The organism is Peribacillus sp. FSL H8-0477 (assembly GCF_038002765.1).
GTDB lineage: Bacteria > Bacillota > Bacilli > Bacillales > DSM-1321 > Peribacillus.
The window spans coordinates 1441971-1460825 of the sequence record NZ_JBBODE010000001.1 but is presented as its reverse complement, the minus strand read 5'-3'; the positions used below and the strand labels follow the sequence as shown (position 1 = coordinate 1460825).

Genomic DNA, 18855 nt, shown 5'->3' with positions numbered 1-18855 from the left:
CCATGCATTCGAAAGTTTTGAAAACATTGGAATTCGACAAAATTAAAGAACAACTGTTAACCTATGCTTCTTCAAGCATTGGGAAGGAACGTGCTTTACTATTAGCTCCGTCCACGGATCTTGCTGAGGTAATTAAATGGCATGACGAAACAGATGAAGGAGCAAATGTGCTCCGATTAAAAGGAAATATTCCACTTGGGGGTATTTTTGATATAAGGGGACCAGCCAAACGTGCTCAAATAGGCGGTGTGCTTAGTCCACATGAACTGATGGAAGTAGCCAGCACGATCCGCGCTGGACGGATTCTTTCTCGATTCTTTCAAGATGTGGCAGAGGATGATCATGAAATTCCACTGATTTTGGAATATATGGAGACACTAAACCCTCATCAGGAACTGCAAGAAACAATCGGTTTTGCGATTGGAGAACATGGGGAAGTCCTTGATTCTGCAAGTGATAAGCTGCGGACACTGCGTAATCAGCTAAGGACCAATGAAAGCCGAGTCCGTGAAAAGTTAGAAAGCATGATTCGTTCTTCTAATGCACAAAAAATGCTTTCAGATGCTCTGGTCACGATTCGTAATGATCGCTTTGTTATTCCTGTTAAGCAGGAATACCGTAGTGTGTATGGCGGGATTATTCATGATCAATCTTCATCAGGTCAGACATTATTTATTGAACCTCAAGTGATTGTGGAGTTAAATAATGTCCTACAGGAAACCCGTATGAAGGAACATGTCGAAGTAGAACGAATTTTGATTGAACTATCGGCTGCGGTTGGAGAACATACGCACGAATTATTGCAGAATGTAAAGATTCTCGCTCAAATCGACTTTATTTTTGCTAAGGCTCGGTACTCAAAAGCAATCCGCGGCTCTAAGCCGAAAATAAATGATGAAGGCAGAGTCCGTCTATTTAAGGCAAAGCATCCGTTAATACCTGCAGATGTTGTTGTCGCGAATGATATTTTTCTCGGAGATACATTTTCGACCATTGTCATTACCGGACCGAATACAGGCGGTAAAACCGTTACACTTAAAACGATTGGCCTTTGTACATTAATGGGGCAATCGGGTCTGCAGATTCCAGCACTTGATGGTTCAGAAATTGCTGTTTTCAAAGATGTATTTGCAGATATTGGCGATGAACAGTCGATTGAACAAAGTCTGAGTACCTTCTCTTCTCATATGGTCAATATTGTTGAAATCCTGAAACATGTGGATCATGAGAGTCTCGCATTGTTTGATGAGCTTGGAGCAGGAACGGATCCGCAGGAAGGTGCGGCACTAGCCATCTCCATTCTCGACGAAGTGCATAAACGAGGTGCACGGGTTATTGCCACCACCCATTACCCTGAGTTGAAGGCGTATGGCTATGATAGAGACGGTGTGGTTAATGCGAGCGTTGAGTTTGATGTTGAATCACTAAGCCCCACCTATAAGTTATTAATTGGTGTTCCTGGACGAAGTAATGCATTTGAAATCTCCAAACGATTGGGTCTGAATGACTCAGTCATCCAAAATGCCCGCAGCCATATTGGTGAAGATACAAATAAGGTTGAAAAGATGATTGCCTCACTTGAAAGCAGTCGCCGCCAAGCGGAAATTGATCAAGAAGAAGCAGAAATCTACCTAAAGAATGCTGAAAAGCTGCAGCGGGAATTGGAAGAGGAATTCCAACACTATCAAGATGATAAAGATGCCATGATGGAAAAGGCTGCGCGTAAAGCGGCTGACTTAGTGGAGAAAGCTCGTGCGGAAGCGGAAGATATTATCTCAGAGTTAAGGAAAATGCGCTTTGAGAATGCGAATATAAAAGAACATGAACTAATAAATGCTCGTAAACGTCTCGATGAAGCGGCACCTGTTATTAAGAAAGCTAAAGCAAAAGCGAAGCAGCCTTTAAAACAAGAGTTAAAGCCAGGTGATGAAGTGAAGGTCATTAGCTTTAATCAAAAAGGACATCTAATTGAAAAGGTTTCGTCAAATGAGTGGCAAGTTCAAATTGGCATCATGAAAATGAAGGTAGCTGAAACAGATCTCCAGTTTACTCAGACACAAAAACAAAAAGAACCTAAGCCGATGGCGACAATCAAAGGCAGAGACTATCATGTCAGCCTTGAACTTGATTTACGAGGCGAGCGCTTTGAAAGTGCCATTTCACGTGTGGAAAAATATATTGATGATGCCTTATTGGCAAGCTATCCAAGGGTTTCAATTATCCATGGAAAGGGAACCGGAGCACTTCGTCAAGGTGTACAGGAATATTTGAAAAACCATCGTTCTGTAAAACGAGCCCGTTTTGGTGAAGCTGGAGAAGGCGGCACGGGTGTTACAATCGTAGAATTTAAATAATCTTCATAAATTCGGGGGAACCGCATGGAGAAAATCTGGGGAAATGAATATGTGTTCATCGCTGCCTATTATAGTGTTGTAATTTTATGTATCGTGGTCTTTTTAGCGATTTTTGAATTGGTGACAAAATATAAAAATTGGCAAGAGATAAAGAACGGAAACCTTTCTGTAGCGATGGCGACTGGTGGTAAGATTTTTGGTATTTCTAATATTTTTCACCAATCAATTCTTCACAATGATTCACTGCTGACTATGATTGGCTGGGGTGTCTATGGATTTGCTCTGCTTCTCATTGGGTACTTTATCTTTGAATTTTTAACGCCTGCATTTAAAATAGACGATGAAATTCAAGCGGATAATCGAGCGGTTGGACTAATTGCGATGATTATTTCAATTGGTTTATCCTATGTCATTGGTGCCGGAATCTCGTAAGCTTAGTAAGGGGGAAAAGAAGTGGAACGGCTTGCAAAAATCCTTCTAGTTATCTGTGGGGTATTCTTTTTACTAGGAATTATCTATATGGGGTTCATTGCCTAAGTGAATCTACTCTTCTTTCAAGGATTGCGTTCGGGATTGTCCCGAGCTCAATCCTTTTAATTTTGCAAAAAAAGTTTTTTCTCACCTAATCGTCTGGTGTCATGAGTCTTTTTCCTTATTTTTGTATTCCTTTGGATGAGATGTAATTGTCACTAGGTCTTCGTTATACTATAATAAAAGGGAATAGTTTGAATTTTTAATAATAACTGTCAAGGAGGGGTCTGATGGGTAAAAAGCCATGGTTGGATATGTATCCAGCCGATATACCAGCTGTATTGGAATATGAAGATAAACCTTTGCAATCATTTTTAAAGGAAATTGCACTTAAATTTCCTAATAAAGTTTCCACACACTTTATGGGAAAAGAGATGACGTTTAAGGAAATCTACGAATCTGCATTGAAGTTTGCTGCCTATTTAAAACAAATCGGCCTTGAAAAAGGGGACCGAGTGGCTATTCTGCTTCCTAATACGCCCCAATGTGTAGTCAGCTATTTCGGGATATTAATGGCCGGAGGCACCGTGGTCCCAACGAATCCGCTGTACACTGAGCGTGAGCTGGAATACCAAATGAAGGATTCAGGAACCAAAATTATTATTACAATGGATATTTTATTTCCACGTGTTACGGCTATTACCCCAAGGACAGAAATTAAACATATAATTGTAACCGCTATCAAAGATGCCCTGCCATTCCCTAAGAATCTTGTGTACCCTTTTATTCAGAAAAAGGAATATGGAATGGTCGTTAAGGTTGCCCATGAAGGGAATCATCATTTGTATACTGAGATTATGAAAAACCCGGTCCCTGAAGAAATGAACATACCAGTAAACACCAATGAAGACCTTGCGCTGATTCAATATACTGGGGGCACTACGGGACATCCAAAGGGTGTCATGCTTACCCATAAGAACTTACTTGCTAATGCTAAAATGTGTGAAGCATGGCTCTATCAAACAAAGCCAGGCCAAGAACGGGTAATGGCTTTGCTGCCTTTCTTCCATGTTTACGGGATGACCACAGTTTTAGTGCTTTCTATTATGCAGGGAAATACCATGATTATCGTACCTAAATTTAATGTCGAGGATACATTAAAAACCATTCAGAAACAGCGTCCCACCATGTTTCCTGGTGCGCCGACCATTTATATCGGCTTGTTGAATCATCCTGACATTAAGAAATATGATCTATCTTCCATAAATGCCTGCATTAGTGGTTCAGCTGCTCTGCCGGTTGAGGTTCAAGAACAATTTGAACGGATCACGGGTGGTAAATTAGTTGAAGGGTATGGTTTGTCAGAAACGTCACCCGTTACGCATGCCAATTTAATTTGGGATGAACCCCGTGTTAAGGGAAGCATTGGTCTGCCATGGCCTGATACAGAAGCTGCTATTTTATCTCTGGAAACGGGTGAGCCGGTGGAACCATCAGAAATCGGAGAGATTGCCATTAAAGGACCGCAGGTTATGCAAGGTTACTGGAATCGTCCAGAAGAAACAGCTGCGACTTTTAAAAACGGGTGGCTGTTAACTGGAGATTTAGGGTATATGGATGAAAAGGGCTACTTCTATATTGTTGATCGGAAAAAGGATATCATCATAGCTGGCGGATATAACATCTATCCACGCGAGATTGAAGAAGTTCTCTATGAACACGAAGCCGTGCAAGAGCTTGTTGTAGCAGGAATACCAGATCCTTATCGTGGAGAAACCGTGAAAGCGTATATTGTTTTGAAAGAAGGAGCAAGTGCAACAGAGCAAGAATTGAATCAATTCGCTAGAAAACATCTGGCGGCATACAAAGTACCAAGAGTCTATGAGTTCCGTAATGAATTACCTAAAACAGCCGTTGGTAAGATCCTGAGAAGGTCATTGGTTGATGAAGAAGTAAAGAAGCTAGCAGAAACAGATTTAAAAAACGCATAAACTAAGTTGGAGTGGTGAAACTTGCTCCTATTTTTTTAGATGGTTATTGGACAAACTTTGTAGTACCCTTAAATAGAAAAGATAGGCAGCATTTTCCTTGACAGCAAGAGAGCAACATTCTATTATAGAAATATGAATGACGATTCATTCATTTTCTCTGAAAGGGGAACCAATGTGAAAAGCAACAGACCGAAGTACAAACAGATTATTGATGCAGCCGTCGTAATCATTGCAGAAAATGGCTATCATCAAGCTCAAGTTTCCAAAATCGCTAAGCAAGCTAAGGTAGCAGATGGAACCATCTATCTTTATTTTAAAAACAAAGAAGACATTCTGATCTCTTTATTTCAAGAGAAAATGGGTTACTTTGTTGAACAAATCGAGTTAGAAATCAGCGGCAAGGAAAATGCACAGGACAAACTACTTGTCTTGATTAAAAAACACTTTCAAATCTTGTCCGATGATGTTCATCTTGCCGTTGTTACTCAGCTTGAGCTAAGACAATCAAACAAGGAATTACGGATTCGAATCAATGACGTGTTAAGAGGATATTTAAACCTGATTGACAGCATCATTATCGAAGGTAAAGAAACCGGGGCATTTCTTCCTGACTTGAGTGTGAAATTAGCAAGGCAAATGATCTTTGGTACAATCGATGAAACGGCGACAACATGGGTAATGAATGATCAAAAATATTCCTTACCGAAACAAGCTGAAGCGGTTCATCAATTATTACTAGGCGGATGTGCCTGCAAGAATTAATGGCTGTACGGGCTGGTGATTCTGCCAGCCCTTCAGATATAAAGTACATAGTTATCCCTTAGAAGGAGGGCAATGGAATGGAATTTTTAAGGCATTCGATTGAAAATCATGTAGCTGTAGTCACCATTCAACGTGCTCCAGCAAACGCTCTTTCTTCAGGCATTATTCAGGAGCTGTCAGCTCTGTTTGATGAAATGAAGGAAAATGAAGATGTCCGTGTAGTCCTTATCCATGGTGATGGCCGATTTTTCTCAGCAGGTGCAGATATTAAGGAATTTACCACGATTAAGAGTGGAGAAGGCTTTTCAAATCTTTCAGAAGATGGTCAGAAGATCTTCGAAAAAATAGAAACGTACCCGAAGCCAGTAATTGCGGCTATTCATGGTGCAGCATTAGGCGGTGGACTTGAATTAGCGATGTCTTGCCATATTCGTCTCGTAACGGAACAAGCAAAACTTGGCTTACCTGAACTTCAGCTCGGTCTTGTACCAGGATTTGCCGGCACACAGCGATTACCTAGATTCGTAGGTCCAGCGAAGGCAGCAGAAATGATGTTTACCTCAGACCCGATTACAGGGATAGAGGCGGCTCAATATGGCCTAGCCAATCATGCATATCCTGAGGATGAGCTGATGCCAAGCGCAATTAAAATGGCTCGAAAAATAGCTAAAAAGGGACCGCTTGCATTAAAAACAGCGATTGAATTATTAAACTATTCAAAATCAGATAATTTTTATAAAGGTGTAGAAAAGGAAGCAGAAGCATTTGGTTCGATTTTTGTTTCCCAGGATGCCCAAGAAGGTATTCGTGCTTTTATCGAAAAAAGAGAACCTGTATTCAAGGGTAAATAATAAATTTGCGAGTTTAAGAGGAAATCAGCATTATATGTAGAAGTTTTATATGTGGTGTGAAATCATATTTTTCAGACATAACATAACTGGGAGGGATTATCTTGAATATTTATGTACTATTAAAAAGAACGTTTGATACAGAAGAAAAAATTTCGCTTTCCGGCGGCAAAATTAATGAAGATGGAGCGGAATTTATTATTAATCCATACGATGAATATGCAGTAGAAGAAGCGATCCAGGTCCGCGATGCACAAGGCGGCGAAGTAACTGTTATCTCTGTAGGAACAGAAGAAGCAGAGAAACAACTCCGTACGGCGTTAGCGATGGGTGCTGATAAAGCGGTATTAATCAATATAGAAGATGATATTGAAAATGGTGATCAATTCACCACATCTAAAATTATAGCTGAATACCTTAATGGTAAAGAAGCAGATTTAATTATAGCTGGGAACGTAGCCATTGACGGAGGATCAGGACAAGTAGGGCCGCGTGTGGCGGAGCTTTTAGAAATCCCATATATTACAACTATCACCAAGCTTGAAATCAGCGATAGAAATGTAAGCGTTACCCGAGATGTTGAGGGTGACTCTGAAATAATCGAAACATCTCTTCCATTGCTTGTAACGGCACAGCAAGGATTAAACGAGCCTCGTTATCCATCGCTTCCAGGGATTATGAAAGCGAAGAAAAAACCGCTTGAAGAATTAGAACTGGATGATCTAGATCTTGAAGAAGAAGATGTTGAAGCAAAAACAAAAACACTAGAAATTTACCTCCCGCCGAAAAAAGAAGCAGGGAAAGTACTTAGTGGTGAAATTAAAGATCAAGTAACTGAATTGGTCCAATTACTTCGTTCAGAAGCTAAAGTAATCTAACTCTGACTAATAGGTGTAAGCTCAAGCAAACATAAAAAATAGAGCACAGGAGGTTTTTATAATGGCAAGAAAATTTCTCATTTTAGGGGAGACACGTGAAGGTTCTCTCAGAAACGTATCGTTTGAAGCAATTGGAGCGGCTAAACTAGCAGCAGACGGCGGCAAAATCGTAGGGGTATTAATTGGTGACGGCATCCAATCTCTTGGAGCAGAACTGATTCAATACGGAGCGGACCGCGTTGTGACGGTTGAAGATGAAAAGCTTAGCCAATATACATCTGACGGATATGCACAAGCGATCCTTGCAGTTATAGAAACAGAAAAACCGGAAGGCATTATTTTTGGACATACGGCACTAGGAAAAGACCTTGCACCCCGTATTGCAAGTAAATTAAACTCTGGTTTAATTTCTGACGTAACTTCTATCGAAGAAACGGGCGGCAACTTAGTCTTTACTCGTCCTATCTATTCCGGTAAAGCATTCGAAAAGAAAATTGTGACTGATGGAATCATCTTTGCGACAATCCGTCCTAACAACATCGATCCAGTAGAAAAGGATGAAACCCGCACTGGGGACACAACTTCTCTAAATGTTGAAATTAAAGATCTGCGTGCCATCATTAAAGATGTAGTAAGAAAAGCAACAGAGGGCGTTGACCTTTCTGAAGCAAAAGTTGTTATTTCCGGCGGACGCGGAGTCAAGAGTGAAGAAGGATTCGAACCACTTAAAGAACTAGCTGACGTCCTAGGTGGAGCCATTGGTGCTTCACGTGGAGCATGTGACGCAGACTACTGTGACTACTCCCTGCAAATTGGCCAAACAGGTAAAGTCGTTACTCCAGACCTTTACATTGCATGCGGTATTTCCGGAGCCATTCAGCATTTAGCCGGAATGTCCAACTCAAAAGTAATCGTTGCCATTAACAAAGATCCAGAAGCAAACATCTTCAAAGTAGCCGACTACGGTATTGTAGGTGACCTATTTGAAATCGTTCCATTACTAACCGAAGAATTCAAAAAACTAAAAGTCAACGCATAACAAGAAAAGCGAAAGTGCCTGCACTGCTTGTGAAGGAAATAGGGGATGGACCAAAAGGCGTTCTTTGCCTTTTGAGGACTTCCATCTTTTCCACAGCAAGCAAGGCACTGTAGCTGGATCAAGAAAAGCGAAAGTGCCTGTACTGCTTGCGAAGGAACCTGAAAGGAAGGCCGACTACCGACTAAGTGCGCCACGTCCTGTGGCAACGTCGGCATGACCCACATCCTGTGGGCCTATGGACCAAAAGGCGTTCTTTGCCTTTTGAGGACTTCCATCTTTTCCACAGCAAGCAAGGCACTGCAGCTAAATCAGAAAAGCGAAAGACGAAGGAACCTGAAAGGCCCCACATCCTGTGGGGCCGAGTACCGAAAGGTCAGGACTTTCAACTAAAGGCTTGTGAATCAAGGTGTCTGCCTCAAGCAGATGCCTTGATTTACTTTTGAAGAACGTGTACTTTAGATGTATAGATGACGCTGTTTAGCCAGTATAAATTGGCTTTGCAAGGGAATGCTAGCAAGGAAGCAAAATAATAGCATCTATTGTAATGACGGTGTTATACTGATATTAGTAATTAATTGTAACTATCGGGAGGCTAACTATTATGGCTATTGTACATTCAACTGACCAATCATTCACTACAGATACTGAAAAAGGCCTCGTACTTGCAGATTTCTGGGCACCATGGTGCGGACCTTGTAAAATGATCGCTCCTGTTCTTGAAGAATTAGATTCAGAACTAGGCGAAACAGTTAAGATCGTTAAAGTCGATGTTGACGAAAACCAAGAAACAGCTGGTAAATTTGGAGTTATGAGTATCCCAACTTTAATCGTTCTTAAAGACGGCGAAGTTGTAGACAAAGTGGTTGGTTTCCAACCGAAAGAAGCCCTTTCAGAGCTTCTTGCAAAACATTCTTAATAAGTGAATCACAAAAAAACTTCAAGCCTCGTGCTTGAAGTTTTTTTGATTTGGTGAATGAAGATGCAGTTGTTTCTGTGCAAAAAATGAAAAAATCTGTGCATTTGGAGTGATTTTCTGTGCAAAACCGGCGGATTTCTGTGCAAAACCAGCCCATTAGTGTGCAAAGCATAATCACCTCTATTCCTCCCCCTGCCTTTCACACCAAAATAAGAGAATGAGGGAATAAATACCTCTTAGGTTTACCTTAGGCCATTTTGTAGTATAGTTAGATTAGTGGGAAACATATGTACTATCTTAGAGTGAAGAAGGAGGCAGCCGATGAATCAAAGAATTAAGGATAAGCTTGCAATTCTTCCTGACCAGCCTGGCTGCTATTTGATGAAAGACAGGCAAGGTACGATTATTTATGTCGGGAAAGCAAAAGTTTTAAAAAATAGAGTTCGTTCTTATTTCAATGGGTCGCATGATGGAAAAACACTAAGGCTTGTTAATGAAATTGAGGATTTTGAATACATCGTTACCTCATCGAATATTGAAGCGTTGATTTTAGAACTGACGTTAATTAAAAAGCATGACCCAAAATATAATGTGATGCTGAAAGATGATAAAACGTACCCGTTTATAAAGTTGACTGCCGAAAAACATCCAAAGTTAATTATTACTAGGAAAGTGAAAAAAGATTCAGGAAAGTATTTTGGACCTTATCCGAATGTAATAGCTGCTAATGAAACAAAGAAGCTGCTTGATCGAATTTATCCGTTGCGAAAATGCAACACGCTGCCAGATCGAGTGTGTCTCTATTATCATTTGGGGCAATGTCTGGCACCTTGTGTCTTTGATGTTCCACAACAAGAGTATAAAAAGATTGTAACGGATATTACTCGTTTCCTAAATGGCGGCTATAAAGAGATTAAAGCCGAGCTGACAGAGAAAATGCATGCTGCGGCAGAGGCTCTTGATTTTGAGCGGGCTAAAGAGTACCGCGATAAAATTGCCCATATTGAGATTACCATGGAAAAACAAAAGATGATGTCTACTGATTTTACCGATCGTGATATTTTTGGTTATGCCTATGATAAGGGCTGGATGTGTGTTCAGGTGTTTTTTGTAAGACAAGGGAAGTTAATTGAACGAGATGTTTCTTTATTTCCTATATATGATGAGCCGGAAGAAGAAATTTTGACCTATCTGGGCCAATTTTATACGAAACCTAATCATTTTAAACCAAAGGAAATTCTAGTGTCTGAAGCTGTCGATGGTGAGATGGCTGAAAAGTTACTTCAAGTTAAAGTGATTCATCCAAAACGCGGTCAGAAGAAGGATATGCTGCAGCTGGCAAATAAAAATGCTTCGATTGCCCTTCAAGAGAAGTTCTCTTTAATTGATCGGGATGAAGAACGAACGATTAAAGCCGTGGAGAACCTTGGTCAACGATTAGGAATCTATACACCACATCGTATAGAGGCTTTCGATAATTCGAATATCCAAGGAACTGATCCAGTTTCCGCACTGGTTGTATTTATTGATGGAAAGCCTGAAAAGCGTGAGTATCGGAAATATAAAATTAAAACGGTATCGGGTCCAGATGATTATGAAACGATGCGTGAAGTCGTCAGACGTAGATATACTCGAGTCTTAAAAGAAGGCTTACCGCTTCCAGACTTAATCATTATTGATGGAGGAAAAGGTCATGTGGATGGAGTTCGAGATATTTTAGAGAATGAACTAGGGCTTGAAGTTCCTCTCGCTGGTCTTGTTAAGGATGAGAAGCACCGTACGTCCTCACTGATGATTGGCAATCCGCTTGAAATTGTACCACTGGATCGGAGCAGTCAGGAATTTTATCTGCTGCAAAGAATACAAGATGAGGTCCATCGATTTGCGATTACATTCCATCGACAACTTCGTGGAAAAAGTGCCTTTCAATCTTTACTTGATGAGATTCCGGGTGTCGGAGAAAAACGTAAAAAACAGCTGTTGAAGCATTTTGGATCGATAAAAAAAATGCGTGAGGCTGGGGTTACAGAGTTTTTGGAGGCAGGAATGCCGCAGAGCGTAGCTGAGGAAATTGCAAGAAAATTGCAAGAATAGTGTTGAACCAAACATATCCCTATGCTATAATTCAGTATGAATTTAAAGTATTTAACAATTTAACGTGTTGATAGAGGTGCGAGATTCATTAGTACAGACTTGGAGAAGTATGAGCTTCCGTGAAAAGTCTGGAAAGGGAAAATCGCCGAAGCAATTGAGTGCTCATCCACTCAAAGTGCTGGTCTGTACATTTAAGAGATGGCAGATTGTCAGAATGAAAAATTCTGGAGAGCTATCTCACTGTGTTAGCCGTATTCTTTTACGATATCACAGCAATGAGACTCTTCTCATTGCTGTTTTTTTGTGGTTTTTCTTGTACTAAAATAAGAGAGGGTGCAGCATGATATGGGTTTGATTGTTCAAAAATTCGGCGGGACTTCAGTAGGAAGTATAGAAAAAATCAAAAATGTTGCGGATCGAGTAATTGAAGAGGCTGCAAATGGTAATGACGTAGTCGTCGTTGTGTCAGCCATGGGGAAAACGACTGATGAGCTCGTTTCCATGTCATACGATATAACCGAACGACCATCGAAGCGGGAAATGGATATGTTACTCACTACAGGAGAGCAAGTAACCATTGCCTTTCTTACAATGGCGTTGATAGAAAAAGGACAGGAAGCGATTTCGTTAACAGGTTGGCAGGCAGGGATAAAATGTGAAGCGGTGTATGGAAATGCACGGATTTTAGATATAGATACAGAAAAAGTACAGAATAGTTTGAATGAGGGGAAAGTTGTCGTTGTTGCTGGATTCCAAGGATTGGCAGAAGATGGTGGGATAACCACTCTTGGACGCGGAGGATCTGACACGACGGCCGTAGCTCTTGCAGCAGCATTAAAAGCAGATCGGTGTGACATCTATACAGATGTAACGGGGGTATTTACTACTGATCCTCGGTATGTAAAAAACGCGAGAAAACTTTATTCAATTTCATACGATGAAATGCTGGAACTAGCTAACCTAGGCGCAGGTGTTTTACATCCTAGAGCCGTTGAATTTGCCAAGAATCATCATATACCGCTTGAAGTCCGCTCAAGTACAGCACAAGAAAAAGGAACATTGATAGAGGAGGAAGCAACGATGGAGCAGAATTTAATTGTTAGAGGAATCGCATTTGAGGATCGAATTACCCGAGTCACAATTTATGGATTGGCTGGGAGTTTAGGAACATTATCTACAATCTTCACTACACTTGCAAAGAATCAGATAAATGTTGATATCATTATTCAGAGTATGACAGAGCATGACATGAATAATTTATCATTTTCTATTAAAAGCGAAGATGTCTCAAACCTGCTTGAGGTGCTTGAAGCGAATAAAGAAATGATGCCGTTTCAAAGAGTTGAAACAGAAACCAATCTGGCGAAAGTTTCAATCGTCGGTTCAGGAATGATTTCAAATCCGGGTGTAGCAGCAGAAATGTTTGAAGTCCTAGCTGAAGCAAAAATCCAGATAAAAATGGTCAGTACTTCTGAAATCAAAGTATCGACCGTTATCAATGAAAAAGAAATGGTTACAGCAGTAGAAGCATTACATGAAGCGTTTAATCTGGATGAACGCAAACCGGTAGAAGTATTGTAAAATAACTTTTTTATCCTTAGGCTGTCAAGAATATCTTGACAGCCTATTCGTATATCCATTCAAAAAAATGCCATCAATCCAACTAGATGAATTGATGGCAATCATACCATTGTTATTGAATTGGATCTTTTAAATCCAACTTAACTAAGAAAGAAACTCTGGCGGCTCTTCGTTTTGGTTCCTCAAGAGCTTCCGCATTAAATCCTTTTTGTAAGCTGATCTGTTCGGCAAGAAATCCTGCTTCTAGTTGAAAGTGACAGTCGCTGTCTATGGAAAAACGGCGTTCGACCATTTCACCTGACAGCATTAGTGAATATTCATTTTTAATGGATTTTACAGATTCTAAGTTTCCCCATCCAGCACTGTTGAAAAACTCAATAATTTCTTCCATGCTTCCAAGTGGGAATTTACGAGCCATACGCTTTCCTGCCCAATAGAGCACCTGGCGAGAGTTCGGTCCTAGAAGATCTTTTAATAATATTTCTCTTATGAGTTCATGGCCAAAGACGGGGATTGATAATTCACCATCATCCTTGGAATCAAGTAGTGTTTGATTTTCTTTTTTCAAGGCATTTCCCCACTTTCTATATAACTCTATTATAAACGGAAGTGATACTAAATTCGTACAATTATTATCCATTTACAAGTAATTTTCTTTTTTGAAAAAAATATTTTGCTGATAAATTAATCCATTTTTGGATTTAGAGTATTTATTCTTCATTTGTTTGAACGATTCAGAACAATAATTCTATTTTAAAAAAGAAATCTTGTATCCGTTTTCTTGACGCTTTTACCAGTCAGGAGTAAAATAAACATGTCACATAATTGTTAGAAAGATAGCAATAGAGTAGAAATGTTGGGATAAAGGGGAACTTATACTTATCTTTGCATGAATTTTCACAAATTAAGGGGGGGCACTAATTGGCAAAAAATCGTGAGTTTGGAAACCGCAGACTGCACTCGCTTCTTGGAGTTATTCCAGTCGGCCTATTTTTGTTGGAGCATCTGATTGTCAATTATATGGCAACAAAAGGTCCGGAAGCTTTCAATGCAGGAGCGCATTTTATGGAAAGTCTGCCATTCAGAATTTTTCTTGAGGTATTTATCATTTTCTTACCATTGATTTATCATGCTGTTTATGGCATTTATATTGCGTTTACGGCTAAAAACAATGCGGGAAGATATGGATTTTTCCGTAATTGGATGTTCGTATTACAGCGTGTTACCGGGATTGTTACGTTAATTTTCATCGTTTGGCATGTATGGTCAACGAGAATTCAGGCAGCACTTGGTACAGAAGTAAACTTTGATATGATGGCAACTATTTTGTCTAGTCCATTTATGATTGCTTTCTATGTTGTTGGTATTCTATCAACTACATTCCACTTCGCTAATGGTTTATGGTCGTTTGCCGTAAGCTGGGGGCTTACTGTTTCACCAAAATCACAACAGATTTCTACATATGTTACGTTGGTCGTATTTGTCCTTCTGTCCTATGTAGGTGTTAGAGCAATTTTTGCTTTTGTATGAGATTACTAGTCAAAGCACGTGCTTTGATATTGGATATAAGGGAGTGAGCAAGAGTGAGTAAAGGTAAAATCATTATCGTAGGCGGCGGATTAGCAGGACTTATGGCTGCGATTAAAGCAGCTGAAGAAGGCCAGCAGGTAGAGTTGTTTTCACTAGTTCCTGTTAAGCGTTCCCACTCAGTTTGTGCCCAGGGCGGAATTAATGGCGCAGTAAATACAAAGGGTGAAGGGGATTCCCCATATATTCACTTTGATGATACGATCTATGGTGGAGATTTCTTGGCTAACCAACCACCGGTAAAAGCAATGTGTGAAGCGGCACCATCAATTATTCATATGTTTGATCGTATGGGTGTTATGTTCAGCCGTACTCCAGAAGGTTTATTGGATTTCCGCCGTTTTGGGGGAACACAGTATAGTCGGACAGCCTTTGCCGGTGCTACTACAGGCCAGCAGCTTCTGTATGCCTTAGACGAGCAAGTTCGCCGCTATGAAGTGGCTGGACTAATCACTAAATATGAAGGCTGGGAATTCCTTGGAGCTATTATAGATGAGGAACAAATTTGCCGCGGAATCGTTGCGCAAAACTTAACCAGTATGGAGACTCAATCCTTTGCTGGTGATGCCGTCATCATGGCATCCGGCGGACCTGGAATTATTTTCGGAAAATCAACAAACTCTATTATTAACACAGGTTCAGCGGCTTCAATTGTTTATCAACAAGGAGCTACTTATGCTAATGGAGAATTTATTCAAATCCATCCAACGGCATTGCCAGGTGATGATAAACTGCGTCTTATGAGTGAATCAGCTCGTGGTGAGGGCGGACGGATCTGGACATATAAAGACGGTAAACCATGGTACTTCCTTGAGGAAAAATACCCTGCGTATGGAAACCTAGTACCACGTGACATTGCAACACGTGAAATCTTTGACGTATGTATGAACGAGAAGCTTGGTATTAATGGAGAAAACATGGTATATCTTGATCTTTCACACAAAGATCCGAAAGAGTTGGATATTAAACTTGGTGGAATTATAGAAATCTATGAAAAATTCATGGGTGAGGATCCACGTAAAGTTCCAATGAAAATTTTCCCAGCTGTTCACTATTCAATGGGTGGATTATGGGTAGATTATGATCAAATGACGAACATCCAAGGTTTATTTGCAGCAGGGGAATGTGATTATTCACAGCATGGCGGAAACCGTCTAGGAGCGAACTCACTATTATCTGCTATTTATGGCGGCAGTGTGGCAGGTCCAAATGCAGTTAAATATATCCAAGGCCTTGAAAAAGGTGCTGATTCCGTTTCACCTTCAGTGTTTACGGATGCGGTTAAAGAACAACAGGAAAAATGGAATAACATCATGTCCTTAAATGGAACAGAAAATGCATATGTCCTTCATAAAGAACTAGGGGAAATGATGACACAGCATGTAACTGTTGTCCGTTACAACGATAAGCTTAAGGAAACAGATGAAAGAATTCAGGAGATGTTACAACGTTACGAAAATATCAATATCAATGATACGGCAAAATGGAGCAATCAAGGGGCAACCTTCACAAGACAATTGAAAAACATGATGCAGCTGGCACGTGTTATAACAATTGGTGCTTTAAATCGTGATGAAAGCCGTGGAGCACATTATAAACCTGACTTCCCAGAACGTAATGATGAAGAGTTTATGAAAACAACCATGGCTAACTTCACTGGTCCAAAAACAGCCCCTGCCTTCCATTATGAAGATATTGATGTATCGCTAATCGAACCACGGAAACGTGACTATACAACAAAACATTAAATAAAGGGGGAGTAAGTAATGGCTGAGACAAAAAAAATTCGTTTTGAAGTCGTTCGACAAGATACACCGGATTCAGCCCCTTACACGGAGAAATTCGATTTGGACTATCGTCCGAATATGAATGTTATATCTGCACTGATGGAAATCAGACGGAACCCGGTTACAATTGAGGGTAAAAAAACAGCTCCAATTTCTTGGGATATGAACTGTCTAGAAGAGGTCTGCGGAGCATGTTCAATGGTAATCAACGGTAAACCGCGCCAATCTTGTACAGCACTTATCGATCAACTTGAACAGCCAATACGTTTAGAACCAATGCGCACATTCCCTATCGTCCGCGACCTTCAGGTTGACCGTAGTCGGATGTTTGATACCTTGAAAAAAGTAAAAGCATGGATTCCAATCGATGGTACCTATAACCTCGGACCTGGTCCGCGTATGCCAGAAAAGAAACGCCAATGGGCATATGAATTATCGAAATGTATGACATGTGGTGTTTGTTTAGAAGCCTGCCCGAATGTGAACGATAATTCCGATTTCATTGGGCCGCAAGCACTTTCACAGGTGCGTTTATTTAACAATCATCCAACAGGTGCAATGAATAAAGCAGAACGCTTAAATACAATTATGGGAGACGGAGGACTAGCTAATTGCGGTAATTCACAAAACTGTGTGCAGTCTTGTCCAAAAGGCATTCCGTTGACTACATCAATTGCATCATTAAACCGTGATACATCTATCCAAATGTTCCGTAACTTCTTCGGAAGCGATCAAGTATAAAGAAAGACTGGCTGTCGAAATCCTCGACAGCTTTTTTCTTTTAAAAATTTACTGAGGGTCGAATCAAGTTGATTTTGGGCCGAATAAATGTAGAAATGGGCCGAATGAAGTGCGATTAGGGCCGAATGTAGCACAGAATGGGCCGAATGATGGCTTCAAGAGTAGGAAACTAGTCTTCCAATAGGAGCTGTAAAGAAGATATTAAGAGATACAGCCTTCGTTTTGATCTCTTAGCGGGTTTTCTTACCAAAATACTTTCCTTTATGTTCTTTTTCGAATAAAATGAATGAATAACCATTCATTTTATTCGAAAAAGGGGTTGTCATAATGAGTAGAATTTCATATATCGAAAACATGGAGGATTGGACTGCTTCTTTTTCCTTTACACATGAAGTGAAAGTTCGTTTTTCAGAAACGGATATGTTTGGACATCTGAATAATACGGTACCTTTTACTTATTTCGAAGAAGCGAGAATTGAATACTTTAAAAGCCTAGGATTTATGCAGGATTGGGTTCATGATGAGAGTGGAGCGATACCGGTAGTTGCCGATTTGCAGTGCGATTTTCTTCAGCAAATGTTCTTTAATGATAAAGTACTTATTCAGGTTAAGGCGGCGAAGATTGGCAATACGTCCGCTGATATTCATTATCTAGGTAAAAAAGAGGATGGGTCAATCTGTTTGACAGGCAGAGGAACGGTCGTCCAAATCAATAAAGCGACAGGTAAGCCATTAGCATGGACAGACGAAATGAAACAATTAATGGATAAGCAAAGTCCAGTAAGAAAATAAAAAACGTAAAACACATAATCCCATATACAGCAGTCACTTCCTTCGCCTCCCTGACATACTATATCTTGACTAAATAGACACCCACTCCGGGTTTTATGCTGGTGAAGGCAGGGAGGGTTACCATACTTGAAAGAGAACGAGTTCACTCATAAGCCACTTCTCACCAAAAGAGAAAAAGAAGTATTCGAATTATTAGTTCAGGACAAAACAACGAAAGAAATCGCAGGCGAATTGTTTATCAGCGAAAAAACAGTTCGAAACCATATTTCAAATGCGATGCAAAAGCTTGGAGTAAAAGGCCGTTCACAAGCAGTTATCGAACTTCTACGCATGGGGGAGCTTAAATTATAGATTGTTTAACTTTCAGTATAAGAGCAGTAGAAGAAGAGGCTTATGGCAGAATAATAGATTTTCCCTGATTACTATGCAGCAAAGACAGCTATCGAGAAATCCTTTCGGCTGCTGTCTCTGGTGCCTTTTTTTTAGCATAATTTAACTTATAACCTCAACCTTGAATTTTTTATGATTTTCAGAGACAATAAAGAGCAGGAAGTTTTAGGGGGAGAAACGTGAATGACTGAATTGAAAATGGACCAAGTTGCAAAAATCGAGAAGGAATTACGGTATATTTCCAGTCTGATTAAACAAAAGGGCCGGGAAATATTGAATGTCTATAAAATTACCCCCCCGCAGTTTGTCGCGTTGCAATGGCTTTTTGAAGAAGGCGATATGACAATAGGTGAACTATCTTCAAAGATGTTTTTAGCATTCAGTACGACGACAGATTTAATCGATCGTATGGAAAAGAATGAACTGGTAAGCCGGGTGAAAGATGATAAAGATCGTCGGGTTGTTCGCATTAACCTTCTTTCGGAAGGTGAACGGATCATTGATGAAGTTATTAAGAAACGGCAGCTTTATTTGCAGGATATTTTAAGCGATTTTTCAGATACAGACATAGCTTCCCTCACTAAGAACCTAACAAAACTACATCAAGAAATGCGAGAAGATTGA

General features: G+C 40.2%; 17 protein-coding genes and 1 riboswitch. Of the genes, 16 read left to right on the top strand and 1 reads right to left on the bottom strand.

What is annotated here, in order from left to right:
• Positions 1 to 2: 2 nt before the first annotated feature.
• The 10 genes from MHI18_RS07425 to MHI18_RS07380 all read left to right on the top strand — a co-directional run bounded on the left by MHI18_RS07425 (position 3) and on the right by MHI18_RS07380 (position 12934).
• Positions 3 to 2354 (top strand): endonuclease MutS2, encoded by a 2352-nt coding sequence (locus MHI18_RS07425; RefSeq protein WP_340846754.1) that lies wholly within the window; start codon positions 3 to 5, stop codon positions 2352 to 2354.
• 24 nt (positions 2355 to 2378) lie between these two features.
• On the top strand, positions 2379 to 2786 hold the full coding sequence (locus MHI18_RS07420; protein WP_340846752.1) for a DUF350 domain-containing protein: 408 nt from the start codon (positions 2379 to 2381) through the stop codon (positions 2784 to 2786).
• 326 nt (positions 2787 to 3112) lie between these two features.
• The gene (locus MHI18_RS07415) at positions 3113 to 4816 is read left to right on the top strand and encodes a long-chain-fatty-acid--CoA ligase (protein ID WP_340847610.1); all 1704 of its coding nucleotides are present in this window, start codon (positions 3113 to 3115) and stop codon (positions 4814 to 4816) included.
• A 174-nt stretch (positions 4817 to 4990) separates the two neighbouring features.
• Positions 4991 to 5578, top strand: a complete 588-nt coding sequence (locus MHI18_RS07410; RefSeq protein ID WP_340846751.1) for a TetR/AcrR family transcriptional regulator — start codon at positions 4991 to 4993, stop codon at positions 5576 to 5578.
• Between the two features lie 77 nt (positions 5579 to 5655).
• Complete coding sequence (locus tag MHI18_RS07405) at positions 5656 to 6429, top strand: enoyl-CoA hydratase (RefSeq protein ID WP_340846750.1); 774 nt, start codon at positions 5656 to 5658, stop codon at positions 6427 to 6429.
• Between the two features lie 101 nt (positions 6430 to 6530).
• A complete protein-coding gene (locus MHI18_RS07400; RefSeq protein ID WP_340846749.1) occupies positions 6531 to 7304 on the top strand; it encodes an electron transfer flavoprotein subunit beta/FixA family protein in 774 nt (257 codons plus the stop codon).
• A 61-nt stretch (positions 7305 to 7365) separates the two neighbouring features.
• Positions 7366 to 8343 (top strand): electron transfer flavoprotein subunit alpha/FixB family protein, encoded by a 978-nt coding sequence (locus MHI18_RS07395; RefSeq protein WP_340846748.1) that lies wholly within the window; start codon positions 7366 to 7368, stop codon positions 8341 to 8343.
• Positions 8344 to 8944: 601 nt separating this feature from the next.
• Positions 8945 to 9259, top strand: a complete 315-nt coding sequence (trxA, locus tag MHI18_RS07390) for a thioredoxin (protein WP_340846747.1) — start codon at positions 8945 to 8947, stop codon at positions 9257 to 9259.
• 321 nt (positions 9260 to 9580) lie between these two features.
• Positions 9581 to 11353 (top strand): excinuclease ABC subunit UvrC, encoded by a 1773-nt coding sequence (gene uvrC, locus MHI18_RS07385; protein WP_340846746.1) that lies wholly within the window; start codon positions 9581 to 9583, stop codon positions 11351 to 11353.
• A 63-nt stretch (positions 11354 to 11416) separates the two neighbouring features.
• A riboswitch (Lysine riboswitch) is annotated at positions 11417 to 11596 on the top strand.
• Between the two features lie 102 nt (positions 11597 to 11698).
• Positions 11699 to 12934: an aspartate kinase gene (locus MHI18_RS07380; RefSeq protein ID WP_340846745.1), complete on the top strand. Its 1236-nt coding sequence runs from the start codon at positions 11699 to 11701 to the stop codon at positions 12932 to 12934.
• A 112-nt stretch (positions 12935 to 13046) separates the two neighbouring features.
• Here the strand turns inward: MHI18_RS07380 and MHI18_RS07375 are convergent, their stop codons facing one another.
• Positions 13047 to 13502 (bottom strand): YslB family protein, encoded by a 456-nt coding sequence (locus MHI18_RS07375; RefSeq protein ID WP_340846744.1) that lies wholly within the window; start codon positions 13500 to 13502, stop codon positions 13047 to 13049.
• 353 nt (positions 13503 to 13855) lie between these two features.
• Between MHI18_RS07375 and MHI18_RS07370 the strand changes: the two genes are divergently transcribed.
• From MHI18_RS07370 to MHI18_RS07345, 6 genes are all read left to right on the top strand, one after another.
• A complete protein-coding gene (locus MHI18_RS07370; RefSeq protein ID WP_340846743.1) occupies positions 13856 to 14464 on the top strand; it encodes a succinate dehydrogenase cytochrome b558 subunit in 609 nt (202 codons plus the stop codon).
• A gap of 53 nt (positions 14465 to 14517) precedes the next feature.
• Complete coding sequence (sdhA, locus tag MHI18_RS07365; protein ID WP_340846742.1) at positions 14518 to 16269, top strand: succinate dehydrogenase flavoprotein subunit; 1752 nt, start codon at positions 14518 to 14520, stop codon at positions 16267 to 16269.
• Between the two features lie 18 nt (positions 16270 to 16287).
• Positions 16288 to 17049 carry a succinate dehydrogenase iron-sulfur subunit gene (gene sdhB, locus MHI18_RS07360; protein WP_340846741.1) on the top strand — a complete coding sequence of 254 codons (762 nt, stop codon included), beginning with the start codon at positions 16288 to 16290 and terminating at the stop codon, positions 17047 to 17049.
• A 327-nt stretch (positions 17050 to 17376) separates the two neighbouring features.
• On the top strand, positions 17377 to 17841 hold the full coding sequence (locus tag MHI18_RS07355; RefSeq protein ID WP_340846740.1) for an acyl-CoA thioesterase: 465 nt from the start codon (positions 17377 to 17379) through the stop codon (positions 17839 to 17841).
• Positions 17842 to 17967: 126 nt separating this feature from the next.
• Entirely contained in the window at positions 17968 to 18192 is a 225-nt protein-coding gene (locus tag MHI18_RS07350; RefSeq protein ID WP_028392149.1) for a helix-turn-helix domain-containing protein, read from the top strand.
• A 222-nt stretch (positions 18193 to 18414) separates the two neighbouring features.
• Positions 18415 to 18855 carry a MarR family winged helix-turn-helix transcriptional regulator gene (locus MHI18_RS07345; RefSeq protein WP_340846738.1) on the top strand — a complete coding sequence of 147 codons (441 nt, stop codon included), beginning with the start codon at positions 18415 to 18417 and terminating at the stop codon, positions 18853 to 18855.